Annotated in this window: 32 protein-coding genes and 2 pseudogenes; 19 read left to right on the plus strand and 15 right to left on the minus strand. The window is 66.0% G+C overall.

The genetic code is table 11. From position 1 onward, the window contains the following. Together ACS8YF_RS15060 and ACS8YF_RS15065 are read right to left on the minus strand one after the other, a co-directional pair. Positions 1-141: pseudogene (locus ACS8YF_RS15060) on the minus strand (DNA-processing protein DprA); the annotation flags it as partial. Next, the gene (locus ACS8YF_RS15065) at positions 138-1,298 is read right to left on the minus strand and encodes a LysM peptidoglycan-binding domain-containing protein (RefSeq protein ID WP_440850969.1); all 1,161 of its coding nucleotides are present in this window, start codon (positions 1,296-1,298) and stop codon (positions 138-140) included. The pseudogene ACS8YF_RS15060 and the gene ACS8YF_RS15065, both read right to left, overlap by 4 nt. Positions 1,299-1,393: 95 nt before the next feature. On the opposite strand from ACS8YF_RS15065, the gene def reads away from it, so the two are divergent. The 5 genes and pseudogenes from def to ACS8YF_RS15090 all read left to right on the plus strand — a co-directional run. Further along, complete coding sequence (gene def, locus ACS8YF_RS15070) at positions 1,394-1,909, plus strand: peptide deformylase (protein WP_440850970.1); 516 nt, start codon at positions 1,394-1,396, stop codon at positions 1,907-1,909. A 3-nt stretch (positions 1,910-1,912) separates the two neighbouring features. After that, positions 1,913-2,839 (plus strand): methionyl-tRNA formyltransferase, encoded by a 927-nt coding sequence (gene fmt / locus ACS8YF_RS15075; protein ID WP_440850971.1) that lies wholly within the window; start codon positions 1,913-1,915, stop codon positions 2,837-2,839. After that, on the plus strand, positions 2,832-4,127 hold the full coding sequence (gene rsmB, locus ACS8YF_RS15080; RefSeq protein ID WP_440850972.1) for a 16S rRNA (cytosine(967)-C(5))-methyltransferase RsmB: 1,296 nt from the start codon (positions 2,832-2,834) through the stop codon (positions 4,125-4,127). Before fmt ends, rsmB begins: the two co-directional genes overlap by 8 nt. 203 nt (positions 4,128-4,330) lie before the next feature. After that, a complete protein-coding gene (locus tag ACS8YF_RS15085; RefSeq protein WP_440850973.1) occupies positions 4,331-4,639 on the plus strand; it encodes a DJ-1/PfpI family protein in 309 nt (102 codons plus the stop codon). A 190-nt stretch (positions 4,640-4,829) separates the two neighbouring features. Further along, positions 4,830-5,168: pseudogene (locus ACS8YF_RS15090) on the plus strand (DJ-1/PfpI family protein); the annotation flags it as partial. 80 nt (positions 5,169-5,248) lie between these two features. On the opposite strand, the gene hisF reads toward ACS8YF_RS15090, so the two are convergent. The 9 genes from hisF to trkA form a co-directional block, all read right to left on the minus strand. Continuing rightward, positions 5,249-6,034 (minus strand): imidazole glycerol phosphate synthase subunit HisF, encoded by a 786-nt coding sequence (gene hisF / locus ACS8YF_RS15095; protein ID WP_440850974.1) that lies wholly within the window; start codon positions 6,032-6,034, stop codon positions 5,249-5,251. Positions 6,035-6,036: 2 nt separating this feature from the next. Continuing rightward, positions 6,037-6,777 (minus strand): 1-(5-phosphoribosyl)-5-[(5-phosphoribosylamino)methylideneamino]imidazole-4-carboxamide isomerase, encoded by a 741-nt coding sequence (gene hisA / locus ACS8YF_RS15100; protein WP_440850975.1) that lies wholly within the window; start codon positions 6,775-6,777, stop codon positions 6,037-6,039. Between the two features lie 67 nt (positions 6,778-6,844). Next, a complete protein-coding gene (gene hisH, locus ACS8YF_RS15105) occupies positions 6,845-7,489 on the minus strand; it encodes an imidazole glycerol phosphate synthase subunit HisH (RefSeq protein ID WP_440850976.1) in 645 nt (214 codons plus the stop codon). Between the two features lie 19 nt (positions 7,490-7,508). Beyond that, the gene (gene hisB, locus ACS8YF_RS15110) at positions 7,509-8,102 is read right to left on the minus strand and encodes an imidazoleglycerol-phosphate dehydratase HisB (protein ID WP_440850977.1); all 594 of its coding nucleotides are present in this window, start codon (positions 8,100-8,102) and stop codon (positions 7,509-7,511) included. A gap of 100 nt (positions 8,103-8,202) precedes the next feature. After that, positions 8,203-8,640, minus strand: a complete 438-nt coding sequence (gene dtd, locus ACS8YF_RS15115; protein WP_440850978.1) for a D-aminoacyl-tRNA deacylase — start codon at positions 8,638-8,640, stop codon at positions 8,203-8,205. Then, entirely contained in the window at positions 8,637-9,590 is a 954-nt protein-coding gene (locus ACS8YF_RS15120; RefSeq protein WP_440850979.1) for a homoserine kinase, read from the minus strand. The genes dtd and ACS8YF_RS15120 overlap by 4 nt, the downstream gene beginning before the upstream one ends. A gap of 10 nt (positions 9,591-9,600) precedes the next feature. Beyond that, the gene (locus ACS8YF_RS15125) at positions 9,601-9,921 is read right to left on the minus strand and encodes a tetratricopeptide repeat protein (protein WP_440850980.1); all 321 of its coding nucleotides are present in this window, start codon (positions 9,919-9,921) and stop codon (positions 9,601-9,603) included. A gap of 49 nt (positions 9,922-9,970) precedes the next feature. Further along, positions 9,971-11,455, minus strand: coding sequence for a TrkH family potassium uptake protein (locus ACS8YF_RS15130; protein WP_440850981.1), 1,485 nt, complete (start codon positions 11,453-11,455; stop codon positions 9,971-9,973). Between the two features lie 9 nt (positions 11,456-11,464). Beyond that, positions 11,465-12,844 carry a Trk system potassium transporter TrkA gene (trkA, locus tag ACS8YF_RS15135; RefSeq protein WP_440850982.1) on the minus strand — a complete coding sequence of 460 codons (1,380 nt, stop codon included), beginning with the start codon at positions 12,842-12,844 and terminating at the stop codon, positions 11,465-11,467. 214 nt (positions 12,845-13,058) lie between these two features. Here trkA and hisI point away from each other — a divergent pair, with 214 nt between their 5' ends. The 13 genes from hisI to ureG all read left to right on the plus strand — a co-directional run bounded on the left by hisI (position 13,059) and on the right by ureG (position 21,509). Further along, complete coding sequence (gene hisI / locus ACS8YF_RS15140) at positions 13,059-13,466, plus strand: phosphoribosyl-AMP cyclohydrolase (protein ID WP_440850983.1); 408 nt, start codon at positions 13,059-13,061, stop codon at positions 13,464-13,466. Further along, positions 13,459-13,815, plus strand: coding sequence for a phosphoribosyl-ATP diphosphatase (locus ACS8YF_RS15145; RefSeq protein WP_440850984.1), 357 nt, complete (start codon positions 13,459-13,461; stop codon positions 13,813-13,815). Before hisI ends, ACS8YF_RS15145 begins: the two co-directional genes overlap by 8 nt. A 15-nt stretch (positions 13,816-13,830) precedes the next feature. Beyond that, entirely contained in the window at positions 13,831-14,115 is a 285-nt protein-coding gene (tatA, locus tag ACS8YF_RS15150; protein ID WP_440850985.1) for a twin-arginine translocase TatA/TatE family subunit, read from the plus strand. A 14-nt stretch (positions 14,116-14,129) separates the two neighbouring features. Then, positions 14,130-14,588, plus strand: a complete 459-nt coding sequence (tatB, locus tag ACS8YF_RS15155) for a Sec-independent protein translocase protein TatB (RefSeq protein ID WP_440850986.1) — start codon at positions 14,130-14,132, stop codon at positions 14,586-14,588. 11 nt (positions 14,589-14,599) lie between these two features. After that, positions 14,600-15,349, plus strand: a complete 750-nt coding sequence (tatC, locus tag ACS8YF_RS15160; RefSeq protein WP_440851019.1) for a twin-arginine translocase subunit TatC — start codon at positions 14,600-14,602, stop codon at positions 15,347-15,349. Between the two features lie 95 nt (positions 15,350-15,444). Further along, positions 15,445-16,041: a hypothetical protein gene (locus ACS8YF_RS15165; RefSeq protein ID WP_440850987.1), complete on the plus strand. Its 597-nt coding sequence runs from the start codon at positions 15,445-15,447 to the stop codon at positions 16,039-16,041. A 125-nt stretch (positions 16,042-16,166) separates the two neighbouring features. Beyond that, a complete protein-coding gene (locus ACS8YF_RS15170) occupies positions 16,167-17,069 on the plus strand; it encodes an urease accessory protein UreD (protein WP_440850988.1) in 903 nt (300 codons plus the stop codon). A gap of 177 nt (positions 17,070-17,246) precedes the next feature. Further along, a complete protein-coding gene (gene ureA / locus ACS8YF_RS15175; protein ID WP_109992418.1) occupies positions 17,247-17,549 on the plus strand; it encodes an urease subunit gamma in 303 nt (100 codons plus the stop codon). A gap of 7 nt (positions 17,550-17,556) precedes the next feature. Further along, the gene (locus ACS8YF_RS15180) at positions 17,557-17,877 is read left to right on the plus strand and encodes an urease subunit beta (protein ID WP_440850989.1); all 321 of its coding nucleotides are present in this window, start codon (positions 17,557-17,559) and stop codon (positions 17,875-17,877) included. Beyond that, positions 17,874-19,577, plus strand: coding sequence for an urease subunit alpha (ureC, locus tag ACS8YF_RS15185; RefSeq protein WP_440850990.1), 1,704 nt, complete (start codon positions 17,874-17,876; stop codon positions 19,575-19,577). Before ACS8YF_RS15180 ends, ureC begins: the two co-directional genes overlap by 4 nt. 39 nt (positions 19,578-19,616) lie before the next feature. Continuing rightward, positions 19,617-20,186 (plus strand): urease accessory protein UreE, encoded by a 570-nt coding sequence (ureE, locus tag ACS8YF_RS15190; RefSeq protein WP_440850991.1) that lies wholly within the window; start codon positions 19,617-19,619, stop codon positions 20,184-20,186. Then, a complete protein-coding gene (locus tag ACS8YF_RS15195) occupies positions 20,179-20,874 on the plus strand; it encodes an urease accessory protein UreF (protein ID WP_199678666.1) in 696 nt (231 codons plus the stop codon). Before ureE ends, ACS8YF_RS15195 begins: the two co-directional genes overlap by 8 nt. Positions 20,875-20,897: 23 nt before the next feature. Next, the gene (gene ureG / locus ACS8YF_RS15200; protein ID WP_440850992.1) at positions 20,898-21,509 is read left to right on the plus strand and encodes an urease accessory protein UreG; all 612 of its coding nucleotides are present in this window, start codon (positions 20,898-20,900) and stop codon (positions 21,507-21,509) included. A gap of 114 nt (positions 21,510-21,623) precedes the next feature. Here ureG and ACS8YF_RS15205 read toward each other — a convergent pair whose 3' ends face one another. From ACS8YF_RS15205 to ACS8YF_RS15215, 3 genes are all read right to left on the minus strand, one after another. Then, positions 21,624-22,736, minus strand: coding sequence for an alkene reductase (locus tag ACS8YF_RS15205; protein ID WP_440850993.1), 1,113 nt, complete (start codon positions 22,734-22,736; stop codon positions 21,624-21,626). 68 nt (positions 22,737-22,804) lie between these two features. Then, positions 22,805-23,260 carry a plastocyanin/azurin family copper-binding protein gene (locus ACS8YF_RS15210; RefSeq protein ID WP_440850994.1) on the minus strand — a complete coding sequence of 152 codons (456 nt, stop codon included), beginning with the start codon at positions 23,258-23,260 and terminating at the stop codon, positions 22,805-22,807. A gap of 95 nt (positions 23,261-23,355) precedes the next feature. Next, positions 23,356-24,480, minus strand: a complete 1,125-nt coding sequence (locus ACS8YF_RS15215; protein ID WP_440850995.1) for a zinc-dependent alcohol dehydrogenase family protein — start codon at positions 24,478-24,480, stop codon at positions 23,356-23,358. A 222-nt stretch (positions 24,481-24,702) separates the two neighbouring features. Here ACS8YF_RS15215 and ACS8YF_RS15220 point away from each other — a divergent pair, with 222 nt between their 5' ends. Then, positions 24,703-25,275: a phosphoribosyltransferase family protein gene (locus ACS8YF_RS15220; RefSeq protein ID WP_440850996.1), complete on the plus strand. Its 573-nt coding sequence runs from the start codon at positions 24,703-24,705 to the stop codon at positions 25,273-25,275. Between the two features lie 65 nt (positions 25,276-25,340). On the opposite strand, the gene ACS8YF_RS15225 is transcribed toward ACS8YF_RS15220, so the two are convergent. Further along, on the minus strand, positions 25,341-26,012 hold the full coding sequence (locus tag ACS8YF_RS15225; protein ID WP_440850997.1) for a dienelactone hydrolase family protein: 672 nt from the start codon (positions 26,010-26,012) through the stop codon (positions 25,341-25,343). Positions 26,013-26,188 lie beyond the last annotated feature (176 nt).

Below are 26,188 nucleotides of genomic sequence, written 5' to 3' on the forward strand. Positions count from 1 at the left end.
CGATCTGGCGTCGCGCCAGCCGGCGCCGCTGCCCGCGAGCGCCGCTTGCGCGCTGCCGAAACGCGCGACAAGGCGTCCGGCAAGAGTCGCGCCGATCCCCGGCGTGGTCGCCAGGCGCAGCCAGGCCGAGCGATCGCTCACGTGGCGGCGGGCGAATGCACGACGTCGTCGACGTGGATGGCGCGCGTGGCATGCATGACCAGCGCGAAGCTCACCTTGTCGTCGACCTTGAACACCATCAGATAGCCGGCTTTCACCTCGGGGAGCGTGACCTGGCCGCCGGCGACCGGGTCGGACACGGTGCGCCCGGATTTGTAGATGTCGAGGACATCGCCGCGTCGCAGCCCGATGTTGTGGCCGCGATCGAGCGTGACGACATCGTACTGGCCGATCTCGTCGACGCCGCCGTAGACCGAAATGATATGGGCGCTCAGTGCCTTGCCGGGCGCATGGGGATAGAAATCGTGCAGCAGGTTTTCATGGGTCAACGGCAGCAGGCGATCGCCGCGCCGGGCTTCGCGGTAGGTCTTGTCGATCCGGGCCGTCGCGATCTTCGGGCCGAAGGACTGGATGGTCAGTCGGCCGACCGGCACGACCTTGCGGCCCAGAACCTTGTGGGTTTCCGCGTCGCGGTAGGGGCCGGCCGGATGGACCAGTTCATAGTGGTCGGGCCCGTTGCGATCGGCACCGCGAACATACACCGTGGCGCCGTTGCCGGCGACCACATGCTGATCGTCGAAGGACACCACGTAGGGCGCGTTCTCGAGCGTTTTCCCGTCGACCAGGCGCGGGCTTTGCAGAAAATCGCGGATCGCGGCATAGGGGATGACCGCAATCGCCTGCGGCAACGGTTCCTCGCGCACCTGCGGTTCCAGATGCACCGTTTTGCCGCGCGCCAGCCGCGGCTGGCCGTTCATGCCACGTGTGAGCACCAGGACTTCGCCGGGGTAGATCCGATGCGGATTGGCGATGTCGGGATTGGCATCCCATAGCTGTGGCCAGTACCAGGGATCATCGAGATACTTGCTGGCGATATCCCAGAGTGTATCGCCGCGCTTGACCACATAACGCAGCGGCGCGTTGTCGCGCATGTGTCCGGCCAGATTCGCCGTGGTCAGGTTCTTCGGCACGGGGGCGGGCCTGGCAGGCAGGGGCGTGGTCCGGCCGGCATCGCGCGTCGCGCCGGCCGTGGCTCCGTTCGCCTGCGCGCCGCCCGCCTGTTGGCCGGGCCCGTGCGCGCAGCCCGACGCGAGCAGCGCCAGGCCGAGCCCGAGCAGCCGCCATCCCCCAATCCGCATCTGCCTCAAACCGTTATACTCCCGCGTTTCGACCGCCGACCGCGGCCATACCGCCGCCGTCTGAACAATCGACGTCAGTCAACTGCCGACAGAATATGGCCATTCTCGAGATTTTGCATTTCCCCGATCCGCGCCTGCGCGCGGTGACCGACCCGATCACGGTTTTCGACGACACGCTGTCACGTTTCATCGACGACATGTTCGAGACCATGTACGACGCGCCGGGCGTGGGGCTGGCCGCGACCCAGGTCGGCGATACGCGGCGTGTGGCGGTCATGGATTGTTCCGAGGACAAGAGCGAGCGCATCGTGATGTGCAATCCGCGCATTCTCTGGTCCGAGGGGGAGGACGTGGTCGACGAAGGTTGTCTGTCGGTGCCGGAACACTTTGATCGCGTCACCCGCGCCACGCGGCTGCGCTTTGCCGCCCAGGATCGCGACGGACGTGAATACGAAATGGACGCCGAAGGCCTGTTGGCGCAGTGCGTGCAGCACGAGCTTGCCCATCTCGACGGCGGGCTGTACATCGACAAGCTCTCCCGGCTCAAGCGCGAGCGCATCCGGCGCAAGCTGACCAAGGCGGCCAAGCGCGAAAGCGCCAAGGCGGACTGACCCATGCGCATCGTCTTCGCCGGGACCCCCGAATTCGCGCTGCCCACGCTGGAGGCGATCGCGGCCAGCGGCCACCAACTGGTGGGCGTGTTCACCCAGCCGGATCGCCCGGCCGGTCGCGGGCGCCGGCTCAAGCCGTCGCCGGTCAAGGCGCGCGCGCTCGAGCTCGGGCTGCCGGTATTGCAGCCGGAAAAACTGAAGAACAACACCGAGGCGCTCGATCGACTCGCCGAACTCGCGCCGGACGTGATGGTGGTCGTGGCCTACGGCCTGATCCTGCCGAAGGCCGTGCTCGACCTGCCGACCTGGGGTTGCCTGAACGTGCATGCCTCGTTGCTGCCGCGTTGGCGGGGCGCGGCCCCCATTGCACGCGCCATCGAGGCCGGCGATGCCGAAACCGGCGTGACCATCATGCAGATGGACGTGGGGCTGGATACGGGCGACATGCTGGCCGTGCGCCGCACGCCGATCGATGAGACCACCACGGCCGGCGATTTGCACGACGTGCTGGCCGACCAGGGCGGCGCGGCCCTGGTCGAGGTGCTCGATGCGCTGCCCGATGGCCTGACGCCCGCCGCCCAGGACGACGGGCGCGCGACCTACGCCGCCATGCTCGACAAGGCCGAGGCCGCGGTCGACTGGTCGCAGCCGGCGGTGCGCATCGCCCGGCTCGTGCGCGCATTCTCGCCCTGGCCGGTGGCGCATGCCGAGCTCGATGGCGATCGGGTGCGATTCTGGCAGGCGGTCAGCCGGGATGAGACGGCGCCGGCCGCGCCGGGCGCGGTGATCGCCGCCGGGCGCGACGGCATCGATATCGCCACGGCCGACGGCGTGTTGCGCGTCACCGAGCTGCAGCTGCCCGGCAAGCGCCGTATGAGCGCGGCGGATGCCGCCAACGGCCGCGCCTGGATTGGCGTCCGTTTTGGTTGATTCCGCGGGCACGGCAGCGCGCGTTCACGCCGCGCGTGCGGTCGCGGCGGTGATCGACCGGGGCCGCAGCCTGGATGCCGCCATTGCCGCCTGGCCACCCACGCTGGCCGGGGCCGATCGCTCGCTGGCGCGGCTGCTGGCTTACGGCACGCTGCGCGATCATCGTCGGCTGGGCGCGCTGTTGGCGCCCCGGTTGAGAAAGAAACCCCAGCCGCTGCTCGATGCGCTGCTGCGAGTCGGGCTCTACCAGCTCGAGGCCACGCGGGTGCCGCCGCATGCGGCGGTGCATGCCACCGTAGCCGCGACGCAAAAACTCAAGCTGGCCAAGGCGCGAGGGCTGGTCAACGCGGTGCTGCGCGGGCACCAGCGCGAACCGGCGTCGCTGGACGATGCCAGCGTTGCGGTGCGTGAAAGCTATCCCGACTGGCTGGCCGGCATGATCGCCGACGACTGGGGCACCGAGGCCCCGGCGGTCCTGGCCGCCGGCAATGCGCGCGCGCCAATGCATGTACGCGTCAACGCGCGTCGCGCCACGCGGGACGGCCTGCGCGCGCGCTGGGCCGAGGCCGGTATCGCGGCCACCTCGATCGCGGATTGCGCCGAGGGCCTGACGCTGGACGAGCCGGTCGCGGCCGAGCGTCTGCCGGGGTTTGCCGCGGGCGAGGTGTCGATTCAGGACGGCGCGGCGCAGCTGGCCGCCGATCTGGTGGCGCCGGAACCGGGCCAGCGCGTGCTCGACGCCTGTGCGGCGCCTGGCAACAAGAGCGCTCACTTGCTGGAGCGGGCCGATGTCGCGCTGACCGCACTGGATATCGACGCCGAGCGCGCGCGGACGCTCGAAGCGACGCTGGCCCGGCTGGGCCTGGCGGCGGCGGTCCGCGTGGGCGATGCCGCGGAACCGGCGGCCTGGTGGGACGGTCAGCCATTCGATCGCATCCTGCTGGATGCGCCCTGCAGCGGTACCGGCGTGATCCGACGGCATCCCGATATCAAATGGCTGCGGCGGGCGTCGGATATCGCCGCCGCCGCGACACGCCAGCGCGCGCTGCTCGCCGCGCTCTGGCCGCTGCTCGCGCCCGGCGGCCGGCTGGTCTATGCCACCTGCTCGATTCTGCGCGCCGAGGGCGTCGGCGTCGTAGCCGATTTTCTGTCCGCCACGCCGGAGGCCTGCGAAAAACCGATCGAGGCCGGCTGGGGCCGACCCGAGACGATCGGCCGCCGCATCGCGCCCGGCGATCACGATTTCGACGGCTTCTACTACGCGCTGCTTGAGCGAGCGCCCGTGTAGTAGCCGGTCGTGTAGTGGAGTCGAGCCATACGGCTTGATGTTGCGACGCGCCGCCGCCGTTGTCCTGGCCGCGCCGTCGTGGCGCGAGGCCCGTGCCTCCGGGTGCTGCCTGGATAGCCCGGGTAACGCTACGGATTGGAATTGGTTCGGGTGGGCGCCAGTGCGTTGGCAACCCAGCATCGCATGCCAAAAGGAGTCACACCATGGCAGGTCAACTCGAAGGCAAGAAGATCGCGTTTCTGGTTGCCGACGGTTTCGAGCAAATCGAACTGACCCGCCCGCGACAGGACATCACCGAAGCCGGTGCGCAAGTGCAGCTCGTTTCGCTGCAATCCGGCGAAGTACAGGGCATGAGCGGCGACATCGACAGGGCCGACAGGTTCACGGTGGACGAGACCGTCGATGAAGTCCCGGCGTCCGACCATTACGGGCTAGGGCCTGTTAACGCTATCCACGCGGGGCGCGCCGGAGGCTATTTTCGCGCAGGACAAGGCGCCGGGAGCGCCGTGTAGCCGCGCTACACAAGCGAGCGGCAACGCCGTATTGCGGGAAAATAGCCCCGGCCCTTCGGGTTGCGCCCAAAATCACGCCCCGCGGCGTTGCGCAGCTTGGCTTTGGAACCACCAACGCCGACGCTACGCGCCTTGCGGGATCGCGATTTTGGGCGGGCAACGCGACCCACGCGGATAGCGTCAACAGGCCCTGGTATTGCCCGGCGGCACACTCAATCCGGACGGTCTGCGGGTCAACGACACGGCCGTTTCCTTCGTGCGTGACGTCTTCAAGCAGCACAAGCCGGTCGCCGCGATCTGCCACGCACCGATCACCCTGATCGAGGCGGGCGTGGTCGACGGACGCACGCTGACGTCATTCCCCTCGATCAAGACCGATTTGAACAACGCCAGCGCGAACTGGGTCGATCAGGCGGTTGTCTGCGATGAGGGCCTGGTCACCAGCCGCACGCCGGACGATCTGGATGCCTTCTGTGCCAGGGCGATCGAGGCGTTTGCCGAAGGCAGGCACGCGGAACAGACCGCATAGCCGCTGCGCCGGTTCGTCGATTGAAAAGCCCGGGTTCGGCCCGGGCTTTTTCATGTTCAGCAGATCGAGCATGGCGGGGTTCAGCGAAAAGCCGCGTCGCGTACCAGAACGCCGTGTTCGGCCAGATAATTCTTGGCCTGCTGGATGGTGTAGGTACCGAAATGGAAGATCGAGGCCGCCAGCACCGCATCGGCATGGCCTTCGGCCAGGCCGTGGTACAGATCCTCGAGGCTGCCGACGCCACCGGAAGCGATGACCGGTACGGGCACCGCATCGGACACCGCCCGTGTAAGCCGGATATCGAAGCCGGACTTGGTACCGTCGCGATCCATGCTGGTCAGCAGCACTTCGCCCGCGCCGAGCGACACCAGTTTCTGGGCCCAGCCGATGGCCTCGATGCCGGTCGATTTGCGCCCGCCATGGGTGAAGATCTCGTAACGCGGCTCTTCGTCCTTTTTCGCCGCGTTCTTCACGTCGAGCGCGACCACGATGCACTGGCTGCCATAGCGGTAGGCGGCCTCGGCCACGAATTCGGGATTGCCGATGGCGGCGGTGTTGATCGAGACCTTGTCGGCACCCGCCGACAACAGGCGGCGGACGTCCGACAGGGTGCGTACGCCGCCGCCGACAGTCAGCGGGATGAACACCTCGCCGGCGACCTGCTCGACCACGTCCATGAGCGTTCCGCGGTCTTCAGTGGACGCGGTGATGTCGAGAAACACCAGTTCGTCGGCGCCCTGCTGGTCGTAGCGACGGGCGATCTCGACCGGGTCCCCGGCATCGGCGATATCCAGGAACTTCACGCCCTTGACGACGCGGCCCTTGTCGATGTCCAGGCACGGGATGATGCGTTTGGCGAGAGACAAGCTCAGCCTCCCTTGTACTCGTTGACGCGCTTGCGCGCGGCGGCGAGGTCGAGCGTGCCTTCGTAGATGGCACGGCCGATCACCGCGCCGGCGACACCGTCGGATGCAACGGCGAGCAGCGCATCGATATCGGCCATGTCGGTCACGCCGCCGGAAGCGATGACGGGAATGGTGAGTTCGGCGGCCAATGCGCGCGTGGCTTCGATATTCAGGCCCTGCATCATGCCGTCGCGGCTGATGTCGGTGTGGATGATGGCGACTACGCCGTCTTCCTCGAACTGCTGGGCGAGGTCGGCCACGGTGTGGTTGGATAGCTTGGACCAGCCGTCGGTGGCGACCATGCCGTCACGGGCGTCCAGGCCGACGATGATATGGCCGGGAAACTCGACGCCGACATCGGCCACGAAATGCGGCTCGGAGACGGCCCGAGTGCCCAGAATCACGAATTCGACGCCGCGTTCGAGATAGGTCTCGATCGCGGCCTCGTCGCGAATGCCGCCGCCGACCTGGACTGGAATCCGGCCCGCGGCATCGACGATGTCGCCGATGATCCGGTCGTTGACGGGGTAGCCGGCCTTGGCGCCGTCCAGGTCGACCACGTGAATGCGGTCGGCGCCTTCGTCGATCCAGCGCTGGGCCACGGCCACGGGATCGTCGTCGAAGACCGTGACGTCGTGCATGTCGCCCTGACGCAGGCGTACGCACTGGCCGTCCTTGATGTCGATGGCAGGAATGAGTAGCACGCCGTTTCTCCTCGCTTTGCTGACGGCAGATGAACCGGGCCGGACGCCCGATGAAGCGGCGAGGCCGTCAGGCCGCGCCGTTCCACTCCAGAAAATTGGCGAGCAGCTGCAGCCCGGCGGACTGGCTCTTCTCGGGATGGAACTGGACCGCGAACACGTTCTCGCGCAGCACCACCGAGGTGAATCGCACCCCGTAGTCGGTCGTGCCGGCGATATGCCTGGGATTGTCCGGCACGACATAGTAACTGTGCACGAAATAGAACCAGGAGTCCGCCGCGATGTCCTTCCACAGCGGGTGCGGGCGCTCCTGATGCACCTGGTTCCAGCCCATGTGCGGGATCTTGCGCCGCGAGCCGTCGGCCAGGACCTCGGCCTCGGCAAATTTCACCGTGTCGCCCGGAAAGGCGCCCAGGCAGTCCACGCCGCCGGATTCCTCGGAATGCGCCATCAGCGCCTCGATGCCCAGACACACGCCCATGAGCGGGGTCTTGCCGAGGACGCCGCGCAGCATGTCGTCGAGCTCCAGACGCTGGAGTTCGTCCATGCAATGGCCGATCGCGCCCACGCCGGGCAGGACCAGCCGATCCATGCGGGCGAGCGCGTCCGGATCGAAGCTGACCTCGATCTGCTCGTCCGAAGCGACGTAGCGCAGAGCCTTGGCAATCGAGTGCAGATTGCCCATGCCGTAGTCGATGATGCCGACGGTTGCCATAAAGCGACGAGTTGGGTTTCTACAAACTGCCCTTGGTAGAGGGCAGGGCGTCGAGGGCGCGTTGGTCGCGGGCCACGGCGGCGCGCAGCGCCCGGCCGAAGGCCTTGAACAGCGTCTCCGCAATATGGTGCGCGTTGTCGCCGGCGAGTGTATCCATGTGCAGCGTCAAGGCCGCACCGCTGGCCACCCCGTTGAAGAATTCACGCACCAGTTCGGTATCGAAGGTGCCGATTTTTTCGGCGGTGAACGGGACCCGAAAATGCAGGCCCGGGCGCCCGGAAAAATCCAGCACTACGCGCGACAGCGCTTCGTCGAGCGGCACATAGGCATGGCCGTAGCGCATGATGCCTTTCTTGTCGCCGACCGCCTGCTTGAGCGCGTTACCCAGACAGATGCCGACATCCTCGACCGTGTGATGATCGTCGATGTGGAGATCGCCGGCCGCGCGCACATCCAGATCGACCAGCCCGTGCCGGGCCAGCTGATGCAGCATGTGCTCGAAGAAGCCGACACCGATTTCGGCCCGGAATTCGCCGGTGCCGTCCAGATCCACGCTGAGCTGGATATCGGTTTCGGCGGTGCAGCGTTCGATCGTGGCGCGACGCGCTGTCATGGTCTCGCGATATACTCGGAATGCCCCTCTGGACGATCGATCATACGCGGTTGATAACGCCGATGCGAGAGGCGTTCGCCACAATAATCGATCACGCCGATCAGGCCGTCAGCCAGAAGGTCACGGGGCCGTCGTTGACCAGCTCGACCTGCATGTCGGCACCGAATCGGCCGGTGGCGATCGGCGCGTGGCGCGCGACCAGCACCGAGGTGAAGTGATCGAACAGCGGTTCGGCGCGCTCGGGCGGGCAGGCGGTGGAAAAACCGGGCCGATTGCCACGGCGGGTATCCGCGGCCAGGGTGAATTGCGGCACGGCCAACACCGCCTTGTTCGCGCTGATCGCGCCGCGATTCATGCGCCCCTGGTCGTCGACGAAGATACGGTAGGCCAGCACCCGTTCGGCGAGGCGTTGCGCGCGTGCCTCGGTGTCGTCCGGCTCGGCCGCCACCAGCGCCAGCACGCCGGCGTCGATGGCCGCGATGCGCTCGCCGGCCACTGTCACCGAAGCCCGGGTGACACGCTGGATCAGCGCGATCATTGCGGTATCAGGGCGGGTGCCGCGGCGCGGTGGGCGAGCAGTAGACGCTTGAATGGCGCCGGGTCCTTGATGTGCACGACTTCGCCGCTCATCGGAAAATACGCGTCGATCAGGCGCGAGGCCCAGAAACGCAGGGCGGCGGCACGCAGCATGGCCGGCCAGGCGGCGTGTTCGGCCTCGTCCGGCGTGCGCCGGCGGCCATACGCACGCATGAATGCCTGCCATTGCGCCGGGTCGTAGCGTTCGTCGTCGTCGAAGGCCCAGTCGTTGCAGATGATGGCGAGATCGAACAGCAGGTAGTCGTGGCAGGCATAGTAGAAATCGATCAGCCCCGACACGCGGGACTGGTCGAACAGGACGTTGTCGCGGAACAGGTCGGCATGCACGACCGCCGCCGGCAGGTCGACGTAGAGCGTGCGGGCGGCGCGCTGCTGGAAGGCGATCTCGTCGGCCAGTAGCGCATGCTCCTCGGCCGCCATGACGCCGTTGAGCCGCTCGGCGGCAGCGGCGATCCACTCGAGGTTGCGTGCGTTGCCCTGCACCGGGGTAAAGCTGGCCACCGCGCGATGCATTTCGGCGACCACGCCGCCCAGCGAACGGCAATGTCCGGCGCCGGGCGATTCCACGCTGGCGCCTTGCAAACGGTAGACCAGGGCGGCCGGCCGACCGCGCACCCGGCTCAGGAAGCCGCCGTCGTTGCGGGCGACCGGATGCGCGCAGGGCACGCCGTGGCCGGCCAGATGATCCATGAGCTGCATGAAGAACGGCAGCTCGGATTCGTCGACCTGCTCGAACAGCGTCAATACCCAGCGCCCGAGGCTGGTGTCGACGAAGTAGTTGGTGTTGGTGATGCCGGCAGAAATGCCGCTGAAGTCCTCGAGCTCGCCGACGGCATAGTCGGCGAGCAGCGCGCGCAGATCGTCGGCCTCGACGCGGGTGTAAACAGACATGCGCCGGCGCCTAGTTCCGCGCGCGTCGCGCGCGCTTGAGAAAGACCTGCATTTCCCTGGCCGCCTGGTTGTCGCCGCGTCGCTCGGCGACTTCGACGCCGCGCTCCAGCGCATCGATCGCGGCATGAACCCGGCCGGCGTCCAGCAGAACCCGGCCGTACAGCCGCCAGGCGGCCGAATACTCGGGATCCTGACGCACGGCCTCGGCCAGGTGCGTGCAGGCGGTCTCGAGCTCGCCGTTCTTGTACAACAATTCGCCCAGCGTGAACCGCGCCAGGGGCGCGTCCTGTCCGGCGTCGATCATGGCTTGGAGTCGATCCTGCATCGTCATGGCGCCGATTGTACCGAAAGGCCGGGCGGGCCTGTCAGGCGCGCCCGGATCAGCGGCGCCAGAAAGCCGGGGTGAGGATCACCAGCAGCGTGAAGACCTCCAGGCGGCCCAGCAGCATGGACAGGCACAGCACCCACTTGGCGAGCGTGGGAATGCCGGCCATGTTGGAGGCCACCGAGCCCAGGCCGGGGCCCACGTTGTTGATGGTGGCGGCCACCGCGGAGAACGACGTCAGCTCGTTGAGCCCGGTGGCGAGCAGAATGAGAAACATCAGCACGAATACGGTCACGTAGACCGAGAAGAAGCCCCAGACGGCGTGCACGACACGGTCGGGAATGACCTTGCCGCCCATCTTGATGGGAATCTCGGCGTTGGGATGAACCAGGCGGCTGATCTCGCGGGTGCCCTGCTTGGCCAGCAGGATGAAGCGAACCGTTTTCATTCCGCCCGTGGTGGAACCGGCACAGCCCCCAATGAAACCGCCCAGCAGCAGGAACATGGGAATAAAACTGGGCCAGATGGTGTAGTCGGTGGTGGTGAAGCCGGTGGTGGTGCCGATCGACAGCACCTGAAACAGCGCCTTGATCACGGCATCGGGGGCGTCGATATAGGTGCCCGAGACCAGCAGCACGATCGTGGTCACCGTGGTCGCGGCAACGACCATGATCAGGAACGTGCGGGTTTCCGGGTCGCGCCAGTAGCCCAGCGGATTGGCGCTGCGCCAGATCGAGAAATGCATGCCGAAGCTGATCGCACCAATGAGCATCGAAACACAGGCGGCCAGTTCGATGATGGGGTTGTCGTGGTAACCGAGCGATAAATCGTGGTTGGAGAAGCCGCCGGTTGCGATCGAAGAAAACGCATCGCTGATGGCATCGAACGGGGTAGTGCCTGCGGCCCAGAACAGCAGGGCGCAAAACAGGGTCAGCGATACATAGACGTACCACAGCGCCTTGGCGGTCTCGCGGATGCGCGGCGTGAGTTTGGCATCCTTGATCGGGCCTGGTGTCTCGGCGCGATACAGCTGCATGCCACCGACGCCCAGCATGGGCAGCACGGCGACCGCCAGCACGATGATGCCCATGCCGCCCATCCAGTGCAGCAGCACGCGCCAGAACAGAATGGCGTGGGGCAGGGTATCCAGGCCGGTGAGCACCGTCGCCCCGGTCGTGGTCAGCCCCGAGACCGATTCGAAGGCGGCATCGGTGAAGTTCATGTCGGGCCGGGTGGCCAGCCATAACGGGATGGCGCCGAACAGGCTCAGCACCATCCAGAACAACACGACCACCAGGAACCCGTCGCGAATCTTGAGTTCGCGCTGGACATGCCGGCTCGGCAACCAGGCGAGCAACCCGGTCGCCAGGGTGATGGCAAAGCCGATGGCAAAGGCCTCGATCTCGCCGTCGCCGTAGATCAGCGCAACCACAATCGGCGCCAGCATCGAAACCGAGAAGATCATCAGCAGCAGGCCCAGCACGCGCTGGACCACCGCGTAGTAATAGTTCAGCCGCCCCTGAATGATGGAAGTGAGCATCAGCCGGGACTAGACGTAGGACACGCCGACCTGGAACAGCTGTTCGACTTCGGCGGTGTATTTCTTGTCGATGATGAAGATCATGACGTGGTCGCCGGATTCGATCACGGTGTCGTGATGCGCGATGAGGACATCTTCGCCGCGGGCGACCGCACCGATGGATGCGCCGGGCGGCAGCTTGATCTCGTCGATGCGCCGGCCGACCACCCGCGAGTTGGAGCGCTCGCCGTGCGCAATCGCCTCAATCGCCTCGGCCGCGCCGCGGCGCAGCGTATGCGCGCGCACCACGTCGCCGCGGCGGACGTGCGCCAGCAGCGCCGAAATGGTCGATTGCTTGGGCGAAATGGCGATATCGATCTGGGTGCCGGAAGATTCGATCAGGTCGACATACGCCAGCCGGTTGATCAGCGACATGGCCTTGCGCGCGCCCAGCCGCTTGGCCAGCATCGCCGACAGGATGTTGGCTTCGTCGTCGTCGGTGACCGAGCAGAACACATCGACCGACTCGATGTTCTCTTCGCGCAGGAGCGCCTCATTGGCGGCATCGCCCTTGAGCACGATCGAGCGATTCACACGCTCCGACAACCAGCCCGCCCGTTCCGGATTGTGTTCGATCACCTTGACCTGGCACTGATTTTCCAGCGCAAGCGCCAAGCGTGTGCCGATGTTGCCACCACCGGCCAGCATCACGCGCTTGACCGGACGATCGATCTTGCGCAGTTCGCCGATCACCTGCTTGATGTCGCGCCGGGCGGCCACGAAGAACACCTCGTCGTCGGCCTCGACGATGGTATCGCCTTGGGGAATCAAGGGCTTGCCGCGGCGATAGATCGCCACCACGCGGGTGTCGACGTTGGGTATGTGCTGGCGCAGCGCCTTGAGTTCGTTGCCGACGAGTGGCCCGCCGTAATAGGCCTTCACGCCCACGACCTGGACCCGGCCCTCGGCGAAGTCCACCACCTGCAGCGCGCCGGGATACTGGATCAGGCGCTTGATGTAGTCGGTCACCAGCTGTTCCGGACTGATCGACATGTCGATCGGGATCGCGTCCTGATGGAACAGCCGTGCCTCCACCAGGTATTCCGACGACCGGATCCGCGCGATCTTGGTCGGCGTATGAAACAGGGTGTAGGCGATCTGGCAGGCGATCATGTTGATTTCGTCGACCGCGGTAACGGCGATGATCATGTCGGCGTCGTTCGCGCCCGCATCGCGCAGTACCGCCGGGTGCGCCGCATAGCCGTGCACGGCCCGGATGTCGAGCCGGTCCTGTAACGGACGCAGCAGCGATTCGTTGATATCGACGACGGTGACGTCGTTCGATTCATGGGCGAGATTCTCGGCGAGTGTGGCGCCGACCTCGCCCGCCCCCAGGATGATGATCTTCATGCGCGGCAACATTAGATCGCGCCCGCGGAGGTTGCAACAGCGCGAGCGTGCGGCCCGGCCGCCGGGTCGGGTTGGGTTCGCGCGCGCACGGCCGCAGTGGCGGCGTGCGACACCGGCATCGACGCCCGGATTCGGCCGCGCCGACGCGGGCCTCGTATGAAACGGCCACAGGCTCTACGATACGGCGCAACGGCATGACGACATGGAGTTCCGCATGGGTTCGAGCGCGGCAAACGACTGGCTCTCGGTGGTCGACTGGGATGAGCGGGGGCTGGCGCCGGTAATCACGCAGTCGGTCGACAGCGGGCGCGTGCTGACGCTGGCCTGGATGAACCGTGACGCGCTCGCCGCGACCGTGGCATCCGGTTATGCCACTTACTGGTCGCGCTCGCGCGCGGCGCTGTGGCGCAAGGGCGAGACCTCCGGCAATCTTCAGCGTATCGTCGAGATTGCGCTGGACTGCGACAACGATGCCCTGCTTCTGCGCGTCGAGCAGGTCGGCGGCGTGGCTTGTCACACTGGCCGCGAGTCCTGTTTCTTCCAGATCCTGGACGGCGAGACCTGGGTCACCCACGATCCCGTGCTCAAGGATCCCCAGCGAATGTATGGTCTGCATGAGTAATTCCGCCCCCGCCGATCCCGACGTCTTCACCGCGCTTGATGCCGCGTTGGCCAAACGTCGCATATCAGATCCCGCGCATAGTTACACTGCCTCGCTGTATGCTGGCGGTGTGGCCGCGATCAGCGCGAAGATCGACGAGGAGGCCGCCGAAGTCATCGAGGCCGCGCAGGGTGATGACGATTCGCATGTCGTGCATGAGGTCGCCGACCTGTGGTTTCACTGCATGGTTCTGCTCCAGTCGCGAGGGCTGGATTCCACGGCGGTACGTAATGAACTGGCCCGGCGCTTCGGCGTATCGGGCCACGAGGAAAAAGCCGCCCGTGGCACACGGGGCGGGAACAACGCCTAACACGAAGAGGTTTATATGCTTTCCGGTATCAGTATCTGGCAGCTGCTCATCCTTCTGGTCATCGTGCTGCTCGTCTTCGGGTCGAAGCGGCTGCGCAATCTCGGGCCGGACCTGGGCAATGCGCTCAAGGGCTTCCGCTCGGCCATGAAGGACGACGACGAGCAGCGCGAATCCGACAAGGATCCGAAGGTCGTGGATCACGCGCATCGCGAGGATGCGTCGAGCCACGGCGACAACCAAAGCCAAAACCACAGCCACGAAACCGGCGCCGAGAACGATAGCGCCAACCGTCGCGACTAGGGCGGATACACGTCATGTTCGACATCGGTTTCTGGGAGCTGGCGGTTCTCGGTGTGATTGGATTGATCGTGCTCGGTCCCGAGCGTCTGCCCGTGGTCGCCCGTACCCTCGGGCGCTGGGCGAGTCGCGCGCGCCATTACGTCAACGCGTTGACCACCGAGCTCGAGAACGAAGTGGCCACCGAGGACATCCGCCGGGATGTCCGGCGTGCGCGCGAGCAGATCGAGGCCGAGACGCAGGAATTTCGTTCGAGCACGGAGCGCGCCGTCAGCCCGCTCATGGAGCCGATCGAGGGCGAAGCCGAGCCCACCGAGAATGCGTCCGGCGAGCAGAACACGCCGACGCGGCCGGCCGCGGAGGACGCGGCGTCCGTGGCATCAGACGAATCCAGCGCGGCGGCGTCCGATGACGAGGCCGATAAGGCCGATGTCTCTGCCACCACAACGCAACCACACAACGAGAATCGCCCGTGAGCGACGACGAGATCGACGACAACGAACAGCCCCTGATGGCGCATCTTTTTGAGCTGCGCACGCGGGTGATCCGCATTGCGATCGGCATCGTCGTGGTGTTTCTGCCCTGTTTCTATTTTTCCCGTCCGTTGTTCACCTACCTGTCGGGCCCGCTGTTGGTGCACATGCCGAACCACAGCAGCCTGATCGCCACTGGCGTCACGGCGCCGTTCCTGGTGCCGATGAAACTCTCGCTGATGGTCGCGTTCGCGGTCTCGCTGCCGTGGACGCTGTACCAGGTGTGGATGTTCGTGGCGCCCGGGCTGTACATGGCCGAGCGCCGGCTTGTCACGCCCTTGCTGGTTTCCAGCACGTTGTTGTTCTATCTGGGTATGGCGTTCGCGTATTACGTCATCTTTCCCATCGTGTTCGGTTTCTTCGTCTCGGTGGCCCCGGCCGGCGTGACCGTGATGACCGACATCTCCAACTATCTCGACTTCGTGTTGAAAATGTTCATGGCGTTCGGCATCGCCTTCGAGCTGCCGGTGGCCATCTTCCTCATCGTCTGGGCCGGTTTCGTCACACCCAAGCAGCTCGGCGGCTATCGGCCTTACGTGCTGGTTGCCGCGTTCGCCGCCGGCATGCTGCTCACGCCGCCGGACGTGATATCGCAGACATTGCTCGCTGTGCCCATCTACCTCTTGTACGAGGTCGGGCTGTTCACGGCGCGCATGTTCGCACCGGGCGCACGCGACCGTGAACGCGAGCAGGAAACCGGCTGACCTGATGCGCCCGCAAGCGCGGGCGCGCAGAATTCAGGCCGAATTAATGGGCCGGACGTAGCGTCGGGGTGTTTCTTGCAACGCAGTAGGGCGCCATGATGTTGAACAAAACCGCGATTGTTTTCGGTCTGGCCATGGTCACGAGTTCGGCTTTTGCCGCGTCCGGCATGGGTGCTTCCGGCAATACGGGTGCGAGTGCGGGTGCCGCTCGGGCCGGTACGTCGAGCCGCGTCTCGTTGGCGGCCGAGTTTCACAAGCTCGATACCAACAATAACGGTGTGCTCAGCCGGAGCGAGGCACAGGCCAATCCGACCGTGGCCAAACGGTATGACTCGATGGATACCAACGCGTCGATCAAGAGCGACCCGCGGGCCAGGAAAAGCGATGTGAGCGCTGGCGGCATCACCCTCAAGCAATTCGAGGCGGGTATGCAGGCGGCCCACGGCGGCACGGTCGGGCCGGCGGTTTCCGGTGGCGAGACCTATATCGTCATGAAGAACGGCAGCAAGCGGAAGCTGCCCAAAACGACACAGAAAGCCGGAAACGCCATGAACGGCACACGGCAGAGCATGCAATCGGCGGGTCAGTCGATGAGCAATACGGCGTCGCAGATGCGTAACAACATGCAAGGGTCGGGCAACCCCATGTCGGGTAATGGCGCGCATGGTGGTACAGGCCCTGGATCGCAATAGCCGAATCTGTCGGACGGCTATGATAACGGCCCCGTGTCGGCCCCGGCACGGGTCGGGCCGGTCGCGGGCCCTGGGTCGCGATCCGTCGATCGGGGCTTGGCGGCCGGTTTAGTTTTGTGTAGAAGATGATCTTTGAACCGTGCCCGGAGTCATCGATCGTCTTGTGCCCTGATATCGCCGCGGACCGTTCGCGCTGTGCAGACGGCTGGAAGGCCCGACTCGATCTGACCATTGCCCGTCGCGGCGAACGCAGCGTGGCCACGCGCCGGCGTCATCGCGGGCCGGTTTATGTGCAGCGGTTACTGTACCCCGAAGGTGACGGCACCGCGCATGTCATGCTGCTGCACCCGCCGGGCGGCGTGGTTCAGGGCGATGAAATCGATTTCGACATCCAGCTCGAATCGCGCGCGCAGGCGCTGATCACCACGCCTTCGGCGGCCAAGCTGTACCGGGCTCCCGCGCGTGCCAGCCGTCAGGGTGTTCGCCTGTCGGTCGGTGCCGGGGCGCGGCTGGAGTGGCTGCCCCAGGAAACCATCGTGTTCGACGGGACACAGGCGCTGACCTCGCTGGATCTCGATCTGGCCTCGGATGCGCGCGCCGTCGCCTGGGATATCTGGACACTCGGCCGGCCGGCTGCGCACGAAGCATTCGATAGCGGACACTACGACGGTCGATGGTGCGTACGGGTCGGCAATCGGTTGCGTTGGCACGAACGCACATTGGTGCCGGGCGCCGGGCAGTCGCCGTTCCAGAACGCGCCCTGGGGGCTCAACGGCGCGCGGGCGGTCGGCACGCTCGTTGCTTATCAACCGGAAGGGTTCGACGCGACGACGGCGAACGAGTTGCGTCGGCGGCTTGCCGAATACCGCATCGGTAGTGGCGTGTCGGTGGTGGACGGTCTGTTGGTCGTGCGCGTGACCGGGCGAGAAGCACGGTTGTTACATACGCCGTTACGCCGGGTATGGGAATCTCTGCGGCCGTCGATACTGGGCAAACCGGCTGTTGCGCCCCGTATCTGGGCGACGTAGGCGCCGCGCTCCCGGCTATCGCCAACGCGTTGTTCCTGGGCCGCGGCCGCGTGGCGTGTCTTGATGGCCGGCGTCGCCGGTCGCTATCGAACGTAGGGGTAAACCGGCACACCGCGCGTCGATTGTCAGACCGGCCCGTCGGCACGGCCCGGTCGCCCACTGAATAGAGAATGTGTCATGGATCTCACGCCGCGCGAAAAAGACAAACTGCTGATCTTCTCGGCCGGGCTGCTTGCCGAGCGGCGTCGGGAGCGTGGCCTGAAACTGAATTACCCCGAGGCGATGGCATTCATTGCCTCGGCGTTGATGGAAGGCGCCCGCGAAGGCCGTTCGGTGGCCGAGATGATGGACTACGGCCGGACGCTGCTCACGCGCGAGGACGTCATGGACGGCGTGCCGGAAATGCTGACCGAGGTCCAGGTCGAGGCGACGTTCATTGATGGCACCAAGCTTGTCACCGTCCACGATCCGATTGTCTGAGGTAGCCATGATTCCAGGCGAAATTCTGCCCGCCGAGGGCGAGATCGAAATCAACGCGGGGCGTGAGCGGCGCACGATCGAGGTCGCCAATACCGGCGATCGGCCGGTGCAGGTCGGGTCGCATTATCATTTCGCCGAAACCAATCCGGCGCTGGCGTTCGATCGGGCTGCCGCCCGCGGTTTTCGACTCGATGTGCCGGCAGGCACGGCGATCCGCTTCGAGCCGGGCGCGACGCGCAGCGTGGCGCTGGTCGCCTACGCCGGCCGGCGTGTGATCCACGGTTTTCATGGTCGGGTGATGGGCCCGCTCGATGAGGATTCGGCATGAGCCATATGGACCGGACGGCCTATGCCGAGATGTTCGGGCCCGCCGCGGGTGATCGCGTGCGGCTCGGCGACACGGCCCTGACCATCGAGATCGAGTCCGATGCCGGGCATTACGGCGATGAGGTCAAGTTCGGCGGCGGCAAGGTGGTGCGCGACGGCATGGGCCAGAGCCAGCACGCCAACGATGTGGCCGCCGATACGGTGATCACCAATGCCGTGATTCTCGACTGGTGGGGCATCGTCAAGGCCGATGTCGGCATATCCGGGGGCCGTATCTCGGGCATTGGCAAGGCCGGCAACCCGGACATCATGGACGGCGTCGGCATCGTGATCGGGCCGGGCACGGAAATCATCGCCGGCGAGGGGCAGATCCTCACCGCCGGCGGGATCGATGCGCATATCCATTTCGTCTGCCCGCAGCAGATCGAGGAGGCGCTGGCCTCGGGTATCACCACCATGATCGGCGGCGGCACCGGCCCGGCTACGGGCACCAAGGCCACGACGGCCACGCCGGGGCCCTGGCACATGCATCGCATGCTCGAGGCGGCCGAAGCCTTTCCGATGAACCTGGGGTTTCTGGGCAAGGGCAATGCCAGCCAGCCCGGCCCGTTGCACGACCAGATCGTGGCCGGGGCCTGTGGCCTGAAACTGCACGAGGACTGGGGCACCACGCCGGCCGCCATCGACAATTGTCTGACGGTGGCCGAGGCAACGGACGTTCAGGTGGCCATCCATACCGATACGCTGAACGAGTCGGGCTTCGTCGAAGACACGTTCGCGGCATTCAAGGATCGGGTGATTCATACCTACCACACCGAAGGGGCCGGTGGCGGTCATGCGCCCGATATCATTACCGCCGCGGGCAAGCCGAATGTGTTGCCATCGAGCACCAATCCGACGCGGCCGTATACGGTGAATACGGTCGACGAGCATCTGGATATGCTCATGGTGTGTCACCACCTGAGCCCGTCGATCGCCGAGGACGTGGCATTCGCCGATTCGCGGATTCGCCGCGAGACGATCGCTGCCGAGGACATCCTGCACGATCTCGGCGCGTTCTCGATGATCGCCTCGGATTCGCAGGCGATGGGCCGCGTGGGCGAGGTCATCACCCGCACCTGGCAGACCGCGCACAAGATGCGCGTCCAGCGCGGGCCGGCGCCCGGCGACTCCGCGCGCGCGGACAACGAACGTGCGAAGCGCTACATCGCCAAATACACCATCAACCCGGCGATCACCCATGGCATCGCCCACGAGGTGGGCTCGGTCGAGGTCGGCAAGCTCGCCGATCTGGTGCTGTGGAAACCGGCTTTCTTCGGCGCCAAGCCGGCCACCATCATCAAGGGCGGGGTGATCGCCATGGCGCCGATGGGCGACCCGAATGCCTCCATTCCCACGCCGCAGCCGGTGCATTACCGTCCGATGTTCGGCGCCTACGGTCGTTCCGTCACCTCAACGTCGGTGACGTTCACCTCGGCCGCCGCCCTGGCGGCCGGCATTGGCGATCGGCTCGGTCTCGCCAAGCGCCTGGTCGCGGTCGCCGGTACGCGTCGGCTCTCCAAAGCCGACATGCGCAACAACGATGCCCTGCCGCATATCGAGGTCGACCCGCAGACCTACGACGTGCGCGCCGACGGCGAACTCCTGGTCTGCGAACCGGCGGCCGATCTGCCGCTGGCCCAGCGTTATTTCCTGTTCTAATTCGGCGCCTCGCCGTCGATCGGCCTGATCCATACCCCCATGATTCGACTCGTTCACAAATACAGCGGCGCGCCGGTTGCCGCCGATGCCACGGCAACCCTGGATTTCGACGCCCGCCAGAAATCACGCCAGCGCCTCGCGCTCGACAACGGCGACTTTGCCGGCCTCGTGCTGGCCCGCGGCACGACGCTGTCGGACGGTGATGTGCTGACCGACGCGCAGGAAAGCGTGTTCGTGCGCATCGTCGCGGCGGCCGAAGCCCTGTCCTACGTGCATTGTCTCGATCGACTGTTGCTGAACCGGATCTGCTATCACCTCGGCAACCGCCACGTGCCGCTGCAGGTGCACGCCGATGCCGTGGCCTATCGCCACGATCATGTGCTGGATGCGATGGTCGCGGGCCTGGGCGCGCGGCCGCAGGTCTGTCACTGTGCGTTCCACCCCGAGCCGGGCGCTTATGATCATAACGGCCACGGCCACGGCCACGGCCACGGCCACGGCCACGGCCACGGCCACGGCCACGAGCACGAGCACGAGCACGAGCACGAGCACGAGCACGAGCACGAACCGGCGGCCCCGGTCGAGAGCCCGAATCACGCCCATGGCTGATGCCGGCCGGGGGCTTGCGTTACAGCGCTTGCTGCAACTGGCCAGCCCCTCGCTTCCGGTCGGCGCCTTCGCCTATTCCGAAGGCCTGGAAGCCGCCGTCGAACAGGGTTGGCTGCGCAGCGAGGCGGATGTACGGGGTTGGCTCGCGGCGAGCCTCGAGGCCACGCTCGTACCGCTCGACCTGGCCGTGTATTTCCGCCTGCATGCGGCCTGGCAGGCGGACTGCGTCGAGCGGGTCGGCGACTGGAGCCGTTATCTGCTGACGTCGCGCGAAACCGCCGAGCGGCGAGCCCAGGAGCGCCACCTCGGGCACGCCCTGGCGACCCTGCTCGACGGTATGCAGGAGCCGGGCGCGCGCGATTGGCGTCTGGGCGGGGCGCATGCGGCGGACGTTTCATTCGCGGCGCTATGGGCGCTGGCCGCAACGCGCTGGCAAATCGAGCCCGAGGCGGCCGCGTCCGGGCTGGCCTGGGCCTGGCTTGAAAATCAGGTGCTGGCGGCGGTGAAGCTGGTGCCGTTGGGGCAGACGCGCGGCCAGATCCTGTTGTTCGAGTTGGCCGAAGGCGTGCCGGGTGCCGTCGCGCGCGCAACACGCCTCGCCGATGCGGAACTGGGCGGTTCGTTACCGGGCGTGGCGCTGGCCAGCACGGCGCACGAAACCCTGTATTCGCGACTTTATCGTTCCTGATCGATCATCTGAAAGAGGTAAGCATGGACAAGCAATCGCCCCTGCGGGTCGGCATCGGGGGTCCGGTCGGCTCGGGCAAGACGGCGCTGACCGACGCCCTGTGCAAGGCCATGCGCGACAAGTATTCCATCGCCGTGGTGACCAACGACATCTATACCCGCGAGGATGCGGATTTCCTGATTCGCAGCGGCGCATTGCCGGAACAGCGCATTCGCGGCGTCGAGACGGGGGGGTGCCCGCATACCGCGATTCGCGAGGATGCCTCGGCGAATCTGGCGGCGATCGATCAGCTCACCGCCGAATTTCACGATCTGGATATCATCCTGATCGAAAGCGGCGGCGACAATCTGGCGGCGACCTTTTCGCCGGAACTGTCGGACCTGACGCTCTACGTGATCGATGTCTCGGCCGGCGACAAGATTCCGCGCAAGGGCGGGCCCGGCATCACGCGATCCGATCTGCTGGTGATCAACAAGATCGATCTGGCGCCCTATGTCGGCGCCTCGCTCGAGGTCATGGCGCGGGACGCCCGGATGATGCGAGGTGAGCGCCCGACCCTGTTCACCAACCTGCGCGCCGGCAATGGCGTCTCCGAGATCATGGCGTTCGTGGAGCAGGAAGGCATCCTGAACTGATCCGCTTCGAGCGCGCCGGTTACGGCCGGCCGCGCCCGCATTCGTGCGCGGCGCTGACAAGAAAAAGCCGGCGGATCGTCCGATCCGCCGGCTCAATGGCCATCGAGCGGCGTGTTACGCCGTCTGCTCCTCGAGCGTCGGGTAGTCCGTGTATCCGGTTTCGTCGCCGCCATAGAAGGTCGACGGATCGGGTTCGTTGAGTTCGGCCTCCTGACGGAAGCGTTCTACCAGATCCGGATTGGCGATGTAGGGCCGACCGAAGGCCGCACCGTCGCCGAGATCGTTTTCGATCAGTTTCTCGGCGCGATCCGCGGTGTAGTGCCCGCAGAAGATGAGCGCGCCACTGGCGAACCGCTGGCGCATGGCCGCGCGGAATTCGTCGGTGAGCTTGATATCGCCGCCGGCCCAGTCGGGCTCGTTGATGTGCAGATAGGCCAGGCCGCGCGCTTCGAGCTGCTCGGCCAGATGGAAGGCCATGGCCTTGGGCTCGTCGTCGGTCAGGCCGAAGATCTCGATGAACGGCGAGATACGAATGCCGACGCGATCGGCGCCCATGACCTCGGTGACGGCGTCCACGGCTTCCAGCGTCAGCCGGGCCCGGTTCCCGATCGAGCCGCCATAGGCGTCGGTGCGCTGGTTCGAGCCGGTGGCCATGAACTGCTGCAGCAGATAGGCGTTGGCCGCATGGACTTCGACCATGTCGAAACCGGCGCGCTTGGCGCGAATCGCCGCCTGACGGTATTCGTCGATGACGTCCGGGATCTCCTTGGTTTCGAGCGCGCGGGGCGTCGAGGTGGGGTGATTGCCCGAGGTTCCGTCCTCGAACTCGACATAGCATTCCGCGCCCTCGGCCTTCAGTGCGCTGGGGGCGACCGGCTTGCGGCCGTCCGGATGCACCATCTCGTGGCCGATGCGGCCGACGTGCCACAGCTGCAGACAGATGCGACCGCCCGCATCGTGCACCGCATCGACGACCTTCGACCAGCCGGCTTCCTGTGCGTCGGTGAAGATACCCGGCGTGTAGACATAGCCCCGGGCCGACTCTGAGATGTTGGTCGCCTCGGAGATGATCAGCCCGGCGTCGGCGCGCTGAGCGTAGTAGGTCTGTTGCATTTCGCCCGGCACCAGATCGGGGCAGCGGGCGCGCGTAAGCGGCGCCATGACAACGCGATTGGGCAGTTCCAGCGCGCCAAAGCGAACGGGTGACAGCAGTTTGTCGTAAGACATGAGGGTCCTTTGATGAACACTAACCCCGGTGATTTGACGGCGCTGCGCGTAAATTCAACGGCGAACGATCAATTTGTGGGTGACACGGTCAGCGTGCCCTTCATCCCGGCCCGAAAGTGCCCCGGAAAGGTGCAGATGTATTCATAATCGCCGGGTTTGGTGGGCGCGGTGAACGTGATGGTATCGCTGTGGCCGCCGCTCACCATGGCCGTATGCGCGATGACGCGATCGCTCATCGATTTCGGGATGTAGTCGTTGCTGGCGGCGCTCCGCGCGGCATTGTCGAAGGCGCCGGCATCGGTACCCGATTTCAGCAGCACCCAGTTGTGCGACATGGCCGAGGCCGGCAGGTGCGACTTGTTGATCAGCTTGAGCGTGACCTGGGTGCCGGGTGCCACGGTGATGTGGTCCTGCGAGAAACGCAGATCATTGCGCCCGACGATGGTCACACTCTTGCTTGGCGCGGCGAACACCGCCGTGGCGACGAGCAACAGAACGCTGGCGGCAATCAGACGACGAAACATCGGCAAGTCCTCGGGCCGGCCGGCTCGTGATGGCCGGTCGGCTGGGTTGTGGGTTCGAGCATTATCGCGCCGGCCGTGCGCAAAACCCAGGGGGTTCAGAACTGAATCACCTGCCGTATTGCCTCGCCGGCGGCCAGGCGCTCGAAGCCGGTATTGATCTGGTCGAGCGTCAGTCGATGCGTGAGCAGCCGATCCACCGGCAGCCGGCCGGCCTGGTAGAGCGCGATGTAATCCGGGATATCGAGCTTGGGCACATGGCCGCCCAGATAAGAGCCCAGCAGACGGCGTTCCTGGGCCACCAGCGTCAGTGCCGGCAGCGACATGCGCGAATCCGGATGCTGCAGGCCGGCGGTGACGGTGGTGCCGCCCTTGCCGGTGGCGTCGTAGGCGAACTCCAGGGCCTTGGCGACCCCGGCGAACTCGGCGGCGATATCGACGCCACCGCCGGTCAGATCGCGGACTTTCTCCAGTGCGTTGGGGTCGCTTGGGTCGACCGTGGCGGTGGCGCCGAGCCCGCGCGCGGTCTCCAGTTTGTCGGGTGCGATGTCGGCGGCGATGATCTGCGAGGCGCCGCCGGCAACGGCGCCGAGCACGGCCGACAATCCCACGCCGCCGAGGCCCACGACGAGCACGCTCTGGCCGAGCCGCAGCTGTGCGGTCTGCAGCAATGCGCCCACACCGGTCAGCACCGCGCAGCCGAACACCGCGGCGATATCGAAATCCAGCGCCGGGTCGATGCGGACCAGCGATTCGGTGGCCACGATCGCGTATTCCGCGAAGCCGGATACGCCGAGATGGTGATGAACGTCGTGGCCGTGCTGCGACAGACGGCGGCCGCCGGACAGCATGATCCCGGCATTGTTGGCCTCGGCGCCCGGCGTGCACAGCGCGGCGCGCCCATCGGCGCAGTAGGCGCAATGACCGCAGCTCGGCACGAACGTACACACCACATGATCGCCGACCGCGAAATCGGTCACGCCGTCGCCGAGCTCCACGATCTCGCCGGCGGCTTCGTGGCCCAGCACCATCGGGGTGGGGCGCGGGCGATTGCCGTCGATGCTGGACAGGTCGGAATGACACAGCCCGGCCGCATGCATCTTCACCCGGACTTCGCCGCGGCCGGGGCCGGCAAGCTCGACGGTCTCGATCGACAACGGTTTCGATTCGGAATAGGGGCGCGCGGCGCCCATCTCGTGCAGTACGGCGGCGCGGGTTTGCATATCGACCTCACGGGCTGCGCCGGCGGGGTGGATCACGTCCGCGTCCCGCCGGACTGTTGAAACGACCGGGTCAGACTACACCCGTGTCTTGCCCGGCGCATTTTGCCGCATGCCCTGAAGTCGGTGCGTGCCCATCCCGCGTCGCCGTCCGGATCGGATTTAGATTTGTCGCCCGGCCTGTTGCACAATGCAGCGCTGATCCGAACCCAGTCCTGCCCGCCGATGCAAGCCACGCAACGCACCTATCCCGTCGAAATCGCCGGACTCAAGCGCGAACTGCCCCTGTTCCGGGTGGCCTCGGGCGTCCGCATTGCCGTGCTCAATATCCTGGGCGACACGGCGCTGGTGCAGGCGGCCGCCAGCGGGCTGGCGAATCGCCTGGCCGCGCTTGATTACGGCGTGCTGGTGACCGCGGAAGCGAAGTCGATTCCGCTGGTCCATGCCTTGTCGGTGGCCACTGGACGCCCGTACGCGGTGCTGCGCAAGAGCTACAAGCCCTATATGGGCGACGCACTGTCGGCCACCACCCATTCGATCACCACGGGCGACGAACAGACGCTGTATCTCGATGCCAAGGATCGTGATCTGGTGGCGGATGCGCGTATCGTGCTGGTCGACGATGTGATCAGTTCCGGCTCCACGCTGGAAGCCATGCGCAAGATCATGGACCATGCCGGCGCGATCATCGCCGGCGAAGCGGCGATCATGACCGAGGGCGATCGCAGCGACTGGTCGGAGGTGATTGCGCTCGGCCATCTGCCGATATTCGACGGCGACGAGACGGCGATCGACTGACAGCGCCGCGGCACGCGGCGCTGCGACGAAAAGGGCGGCCCCGGGCCGCCCTCGACGTGTGCACCTCAGCCTTTCAGGTGATGCTCGAAGAACGCCATGCTGCGTTGCCAGGCCAGCTTGCTGGCTTCGGGATCGTAGTAATCCCAGTCCTCGTTACCGAAGGCATGCTGGGCTTCGTAGCGATAGCATTCATGCGCGACGTGGCCGGCCTCGAGCTTCTTTTCGAAGGCATCGGCCTGCTCGATCGGGAAGAACGTGTCCTGCGTGGCGAAATGACATTGCAGCGGTACGTCGATGGCGCTGGCATCGCCGGCTTCCTCCGGCGGGATGCCATACCAGGAGACCGCCACATCGGTCTCGGGCACATGCATGGCGGCCAGCACCGCGAGCACGCCACCCATGCAGAACCCGATCACGCCGACCGAGGCGCTGTCCTGCTTGAGATACTGGACCGCGCCGCGCACGTCCTGGGTGGCGGCATCGGAAAAATCCAGGTCGTCCATCTTGTGCTCGGCTTCGGCCGCGTCCAGCGCCTTCTCGCCGCGATACAGATCAGGAATCAGCACACGATAGCCGGCGTCCGTCCATTGCTGGCCGATGCGTTTGATCTGGTCGTTGAGACCCCACCATTCCTGGATCACCACGATGCCGGGCGCGTTCGGCCGGCCGTCGGGCTCGGCGTAGAAGCCGGGCGCGGTGGCGCCATCGGGCCGGGTGAATTCGATCTGCTTGCCCATGAACAATCCTCATTGTCGATTAGTGGGCCCATCCTAACCCGATACTCGCCGACGGGAACACGGGGCATATGACTGCGCGTCACCGAGCGGTCATCGGCTCGTGGTGCTTGGGCGCGCTGTCCGATCGGCATCCGCAACCCCGTGAAATGCCAGACGGCGCGGCGATTGCAGCGGTG

This window comes from Salinisphaera sp. SWV1 (genome assembly GCF_052044155.1).
GTDB lineage: Bacteria > Pseudomonadota > Gammaproteobacteria > Nevskiales > Salinisphaeraceae > Salinisphaera.

Excerpts from the sequence above, each read along its gene's own strand:
- ureC (WP_440850990.1), top strand. The coding sequence starts at position 17,874 with ATGAGCCATATGGACCGGACGGCCTATGCCGAGATGTTCGGGCCCGCC.
- trkA (WP_440850982.1), bottom strand. The coding sequence starts at position 12,844 with ATGAAGATCATCATCCTGGGGGCGGGCGAGGTCGGCGCCACACTCGCC.
- ACS8YF_RS15085 (WP_440850973.1), top strand. The coding sequence starts at position 4,331 with ATGGCAGGTCAACTCGAAGGCAAGAAGATCGCGTTTCTGGTTGCCGAC.
- ACS8YF_RS15205 (WP_440850993.1), bottom strand. The coding sequence starts at position 22,736 with ATGTCTTACGACAAACTGCTGTCACCCGTTCGCTTTGGCGCGCTGGAA.
- tatA (WP_440850985.1), top strand. The coding sequence starts at position 13,831 with ATGCTTTCCGGTATCAGTATCTGGCAGCTGCTCATCCTTCTGGTCATC.
- ACS8YF_RS15145 (WP_440850984.1), top strand. The coding sequence starts at position 13,459 with ATGAGTAATTCCGCCCCCGCCGATCCCGACGTCTTCACCGCGCTTGAT.
- ACS8YF_RS15180 (WP_440850989.1), top strand. The coding sequence starts at position 17,557 with ATGATTCCAGGCGAAATTCTGCCCGCCGAGGGCGAGATCGAAATCAAC.
- ACS8YF_RS15165 (WP_440850987.1), top strand. The coding sequence starts at position 15,445 with ATGATGTTGAACAAAACCGCGATTGTTTTCGGTCTGGCCATGGTCACG.
- ACS8YF_RS15125 (WP_440850980.1), bottom strand. The coding sequence starts at position 9,921 with ATGACGATGCAGGATCGACTCCAAGCCATGATCGACGCCGGACAGGAC.
- def (WP_440850970.1), top strand. The coding sequence starts at position 1,394 with ATGGCCATTCTCGAGATTTTGCATTTCCCCGATCCGCGCCTGCGCGCG.
- ACS8YF_RS15220 (WP_440850996.1), top strand. The coding sequence starts at position 24,703 with ATGCAAGCCACGCAACGCACCTATCCCGTCGAAATCGCCGGACTCAAG.
- hisB (WP_440850977.1), bottom strand. The coding sequence starts at position 8,102 with ATGACAGCGCGTCGCGCCACGATCGAACGCTGCACCGCCGAAACCGAT.
- ACS8YF_RS15195 (WP_199678666.1), top strand. The coding sequence starts at position 20,179 with ATGGCTGATGCCGGCCGGGGGCTTGCGTTACAGCGCTTGCTGCAACTG.
- ureE (WP_440850991.1), top strand. The coding sequence starts at position 19,617 with ATGATTCGACTCGTTCACAAATACAGCGGCGCGCCGGTTGCCGCCGAT.
- ACS8YF_RS15065 (WP_440850969.1), bottom strand. The coding sequence starts at position 1,298 with ATGCGGATTGGGGGATGGCGGCTGCTCGGGCTCGGCCTGGCGCTGCTC.
- ACS8YF_RS15130 (WP_440850981.1), bottom strand. The coding sequence starts at position 11,455 with ATGCTCACTTCCATCATTCAGGGGCGGCTGAACTATTACTACGCGGTG.
- hisH (WP_440850976.1), bottom strand. The coding sequence starts at position 7,489 with ATGGCAACCGTCGGCATCATCGACTACGGCATGGGCAATCTGCACTCG.
- ureA (WP_109992418.1), top strand. The coding sequence starts at position 17,247 with ATGGATCTCACGCCGCGCGAAAAAGACAAACTGCTGATCTTCTCGGCC.
- tatB (WP_440850986.1), top strand. The coding sequence starts at position 14,130 with ATGTTCGACATCGGTTTCTGGGAGCTGGCGGTTCTCGGTGTGATTGGA.
- hisI (WP_440850983.1), top strand. The coding sequence starts at position 13,059 with ATGGGTTCGAGCGCGGCAAACGACTGGCTCTCGGTGGTCGACTGGGAT.
- ACS8YF_RS15225 (WP_440850997.1), bottom strand. The coding sequence starts at position 26,012 with ATGGGCAAGCAGATCGAATTCACCCGGCCCGATGGCGCCACCGCGCCC.
- ureG (WP_440850992.1), top strand. The coding sequence starts at position 20,898 with ATGGACAAGCAATCGCCCCTGCGGGTCGGCATCGGGGGTCCGGTCGGC.
- ACS8YF_RS15210 (WP_440850994.1), bottom strand. The coding sequence starts at position 23,260 with ATGTTTCGTCGTCTGATTGCCGCCAGCGTTCTGTTGCTCGTCGCCACG.
- ACS8YF_RS15120 (WP_440850979.1), bottom strand. The coding sequence starts at position 9,590 with ATGTCTGTTTACACCCGCGTCGAGGCCGACGATCTGCGCGCGCTGCTC.
- fmt (WP_440850971.1), top strand. The coding sequence starts at position 1,913 with ATGCGCATCGTCTTCGCCGGGACCCCCGAATTCGCGCTGCCCACGCTG.
- dtd (WP_440850978.1), bottom strand. The coding sequence starts at position 8,640 with ATGATCGCGCTGATCCAGCGTGTCACCCGGGCTTCGGTGACAGTGGCC.
- ACS8YF_RS15170 (WP_440850988.1), top strand. The coding sequence starts at position 16,167 with ATGATCTTTGAACCGTGCCCGGAGTCATCGATCGTCTTGTGCCCTGAT.
- ACS8YF_RS15215 (WP_440850995.1), bottom strand. The coding sequence starts at position 24,480 with ATGCAAACCCGCGCCGCCGTACTGCACGAGATGGGCGCCGCGCGCCCC.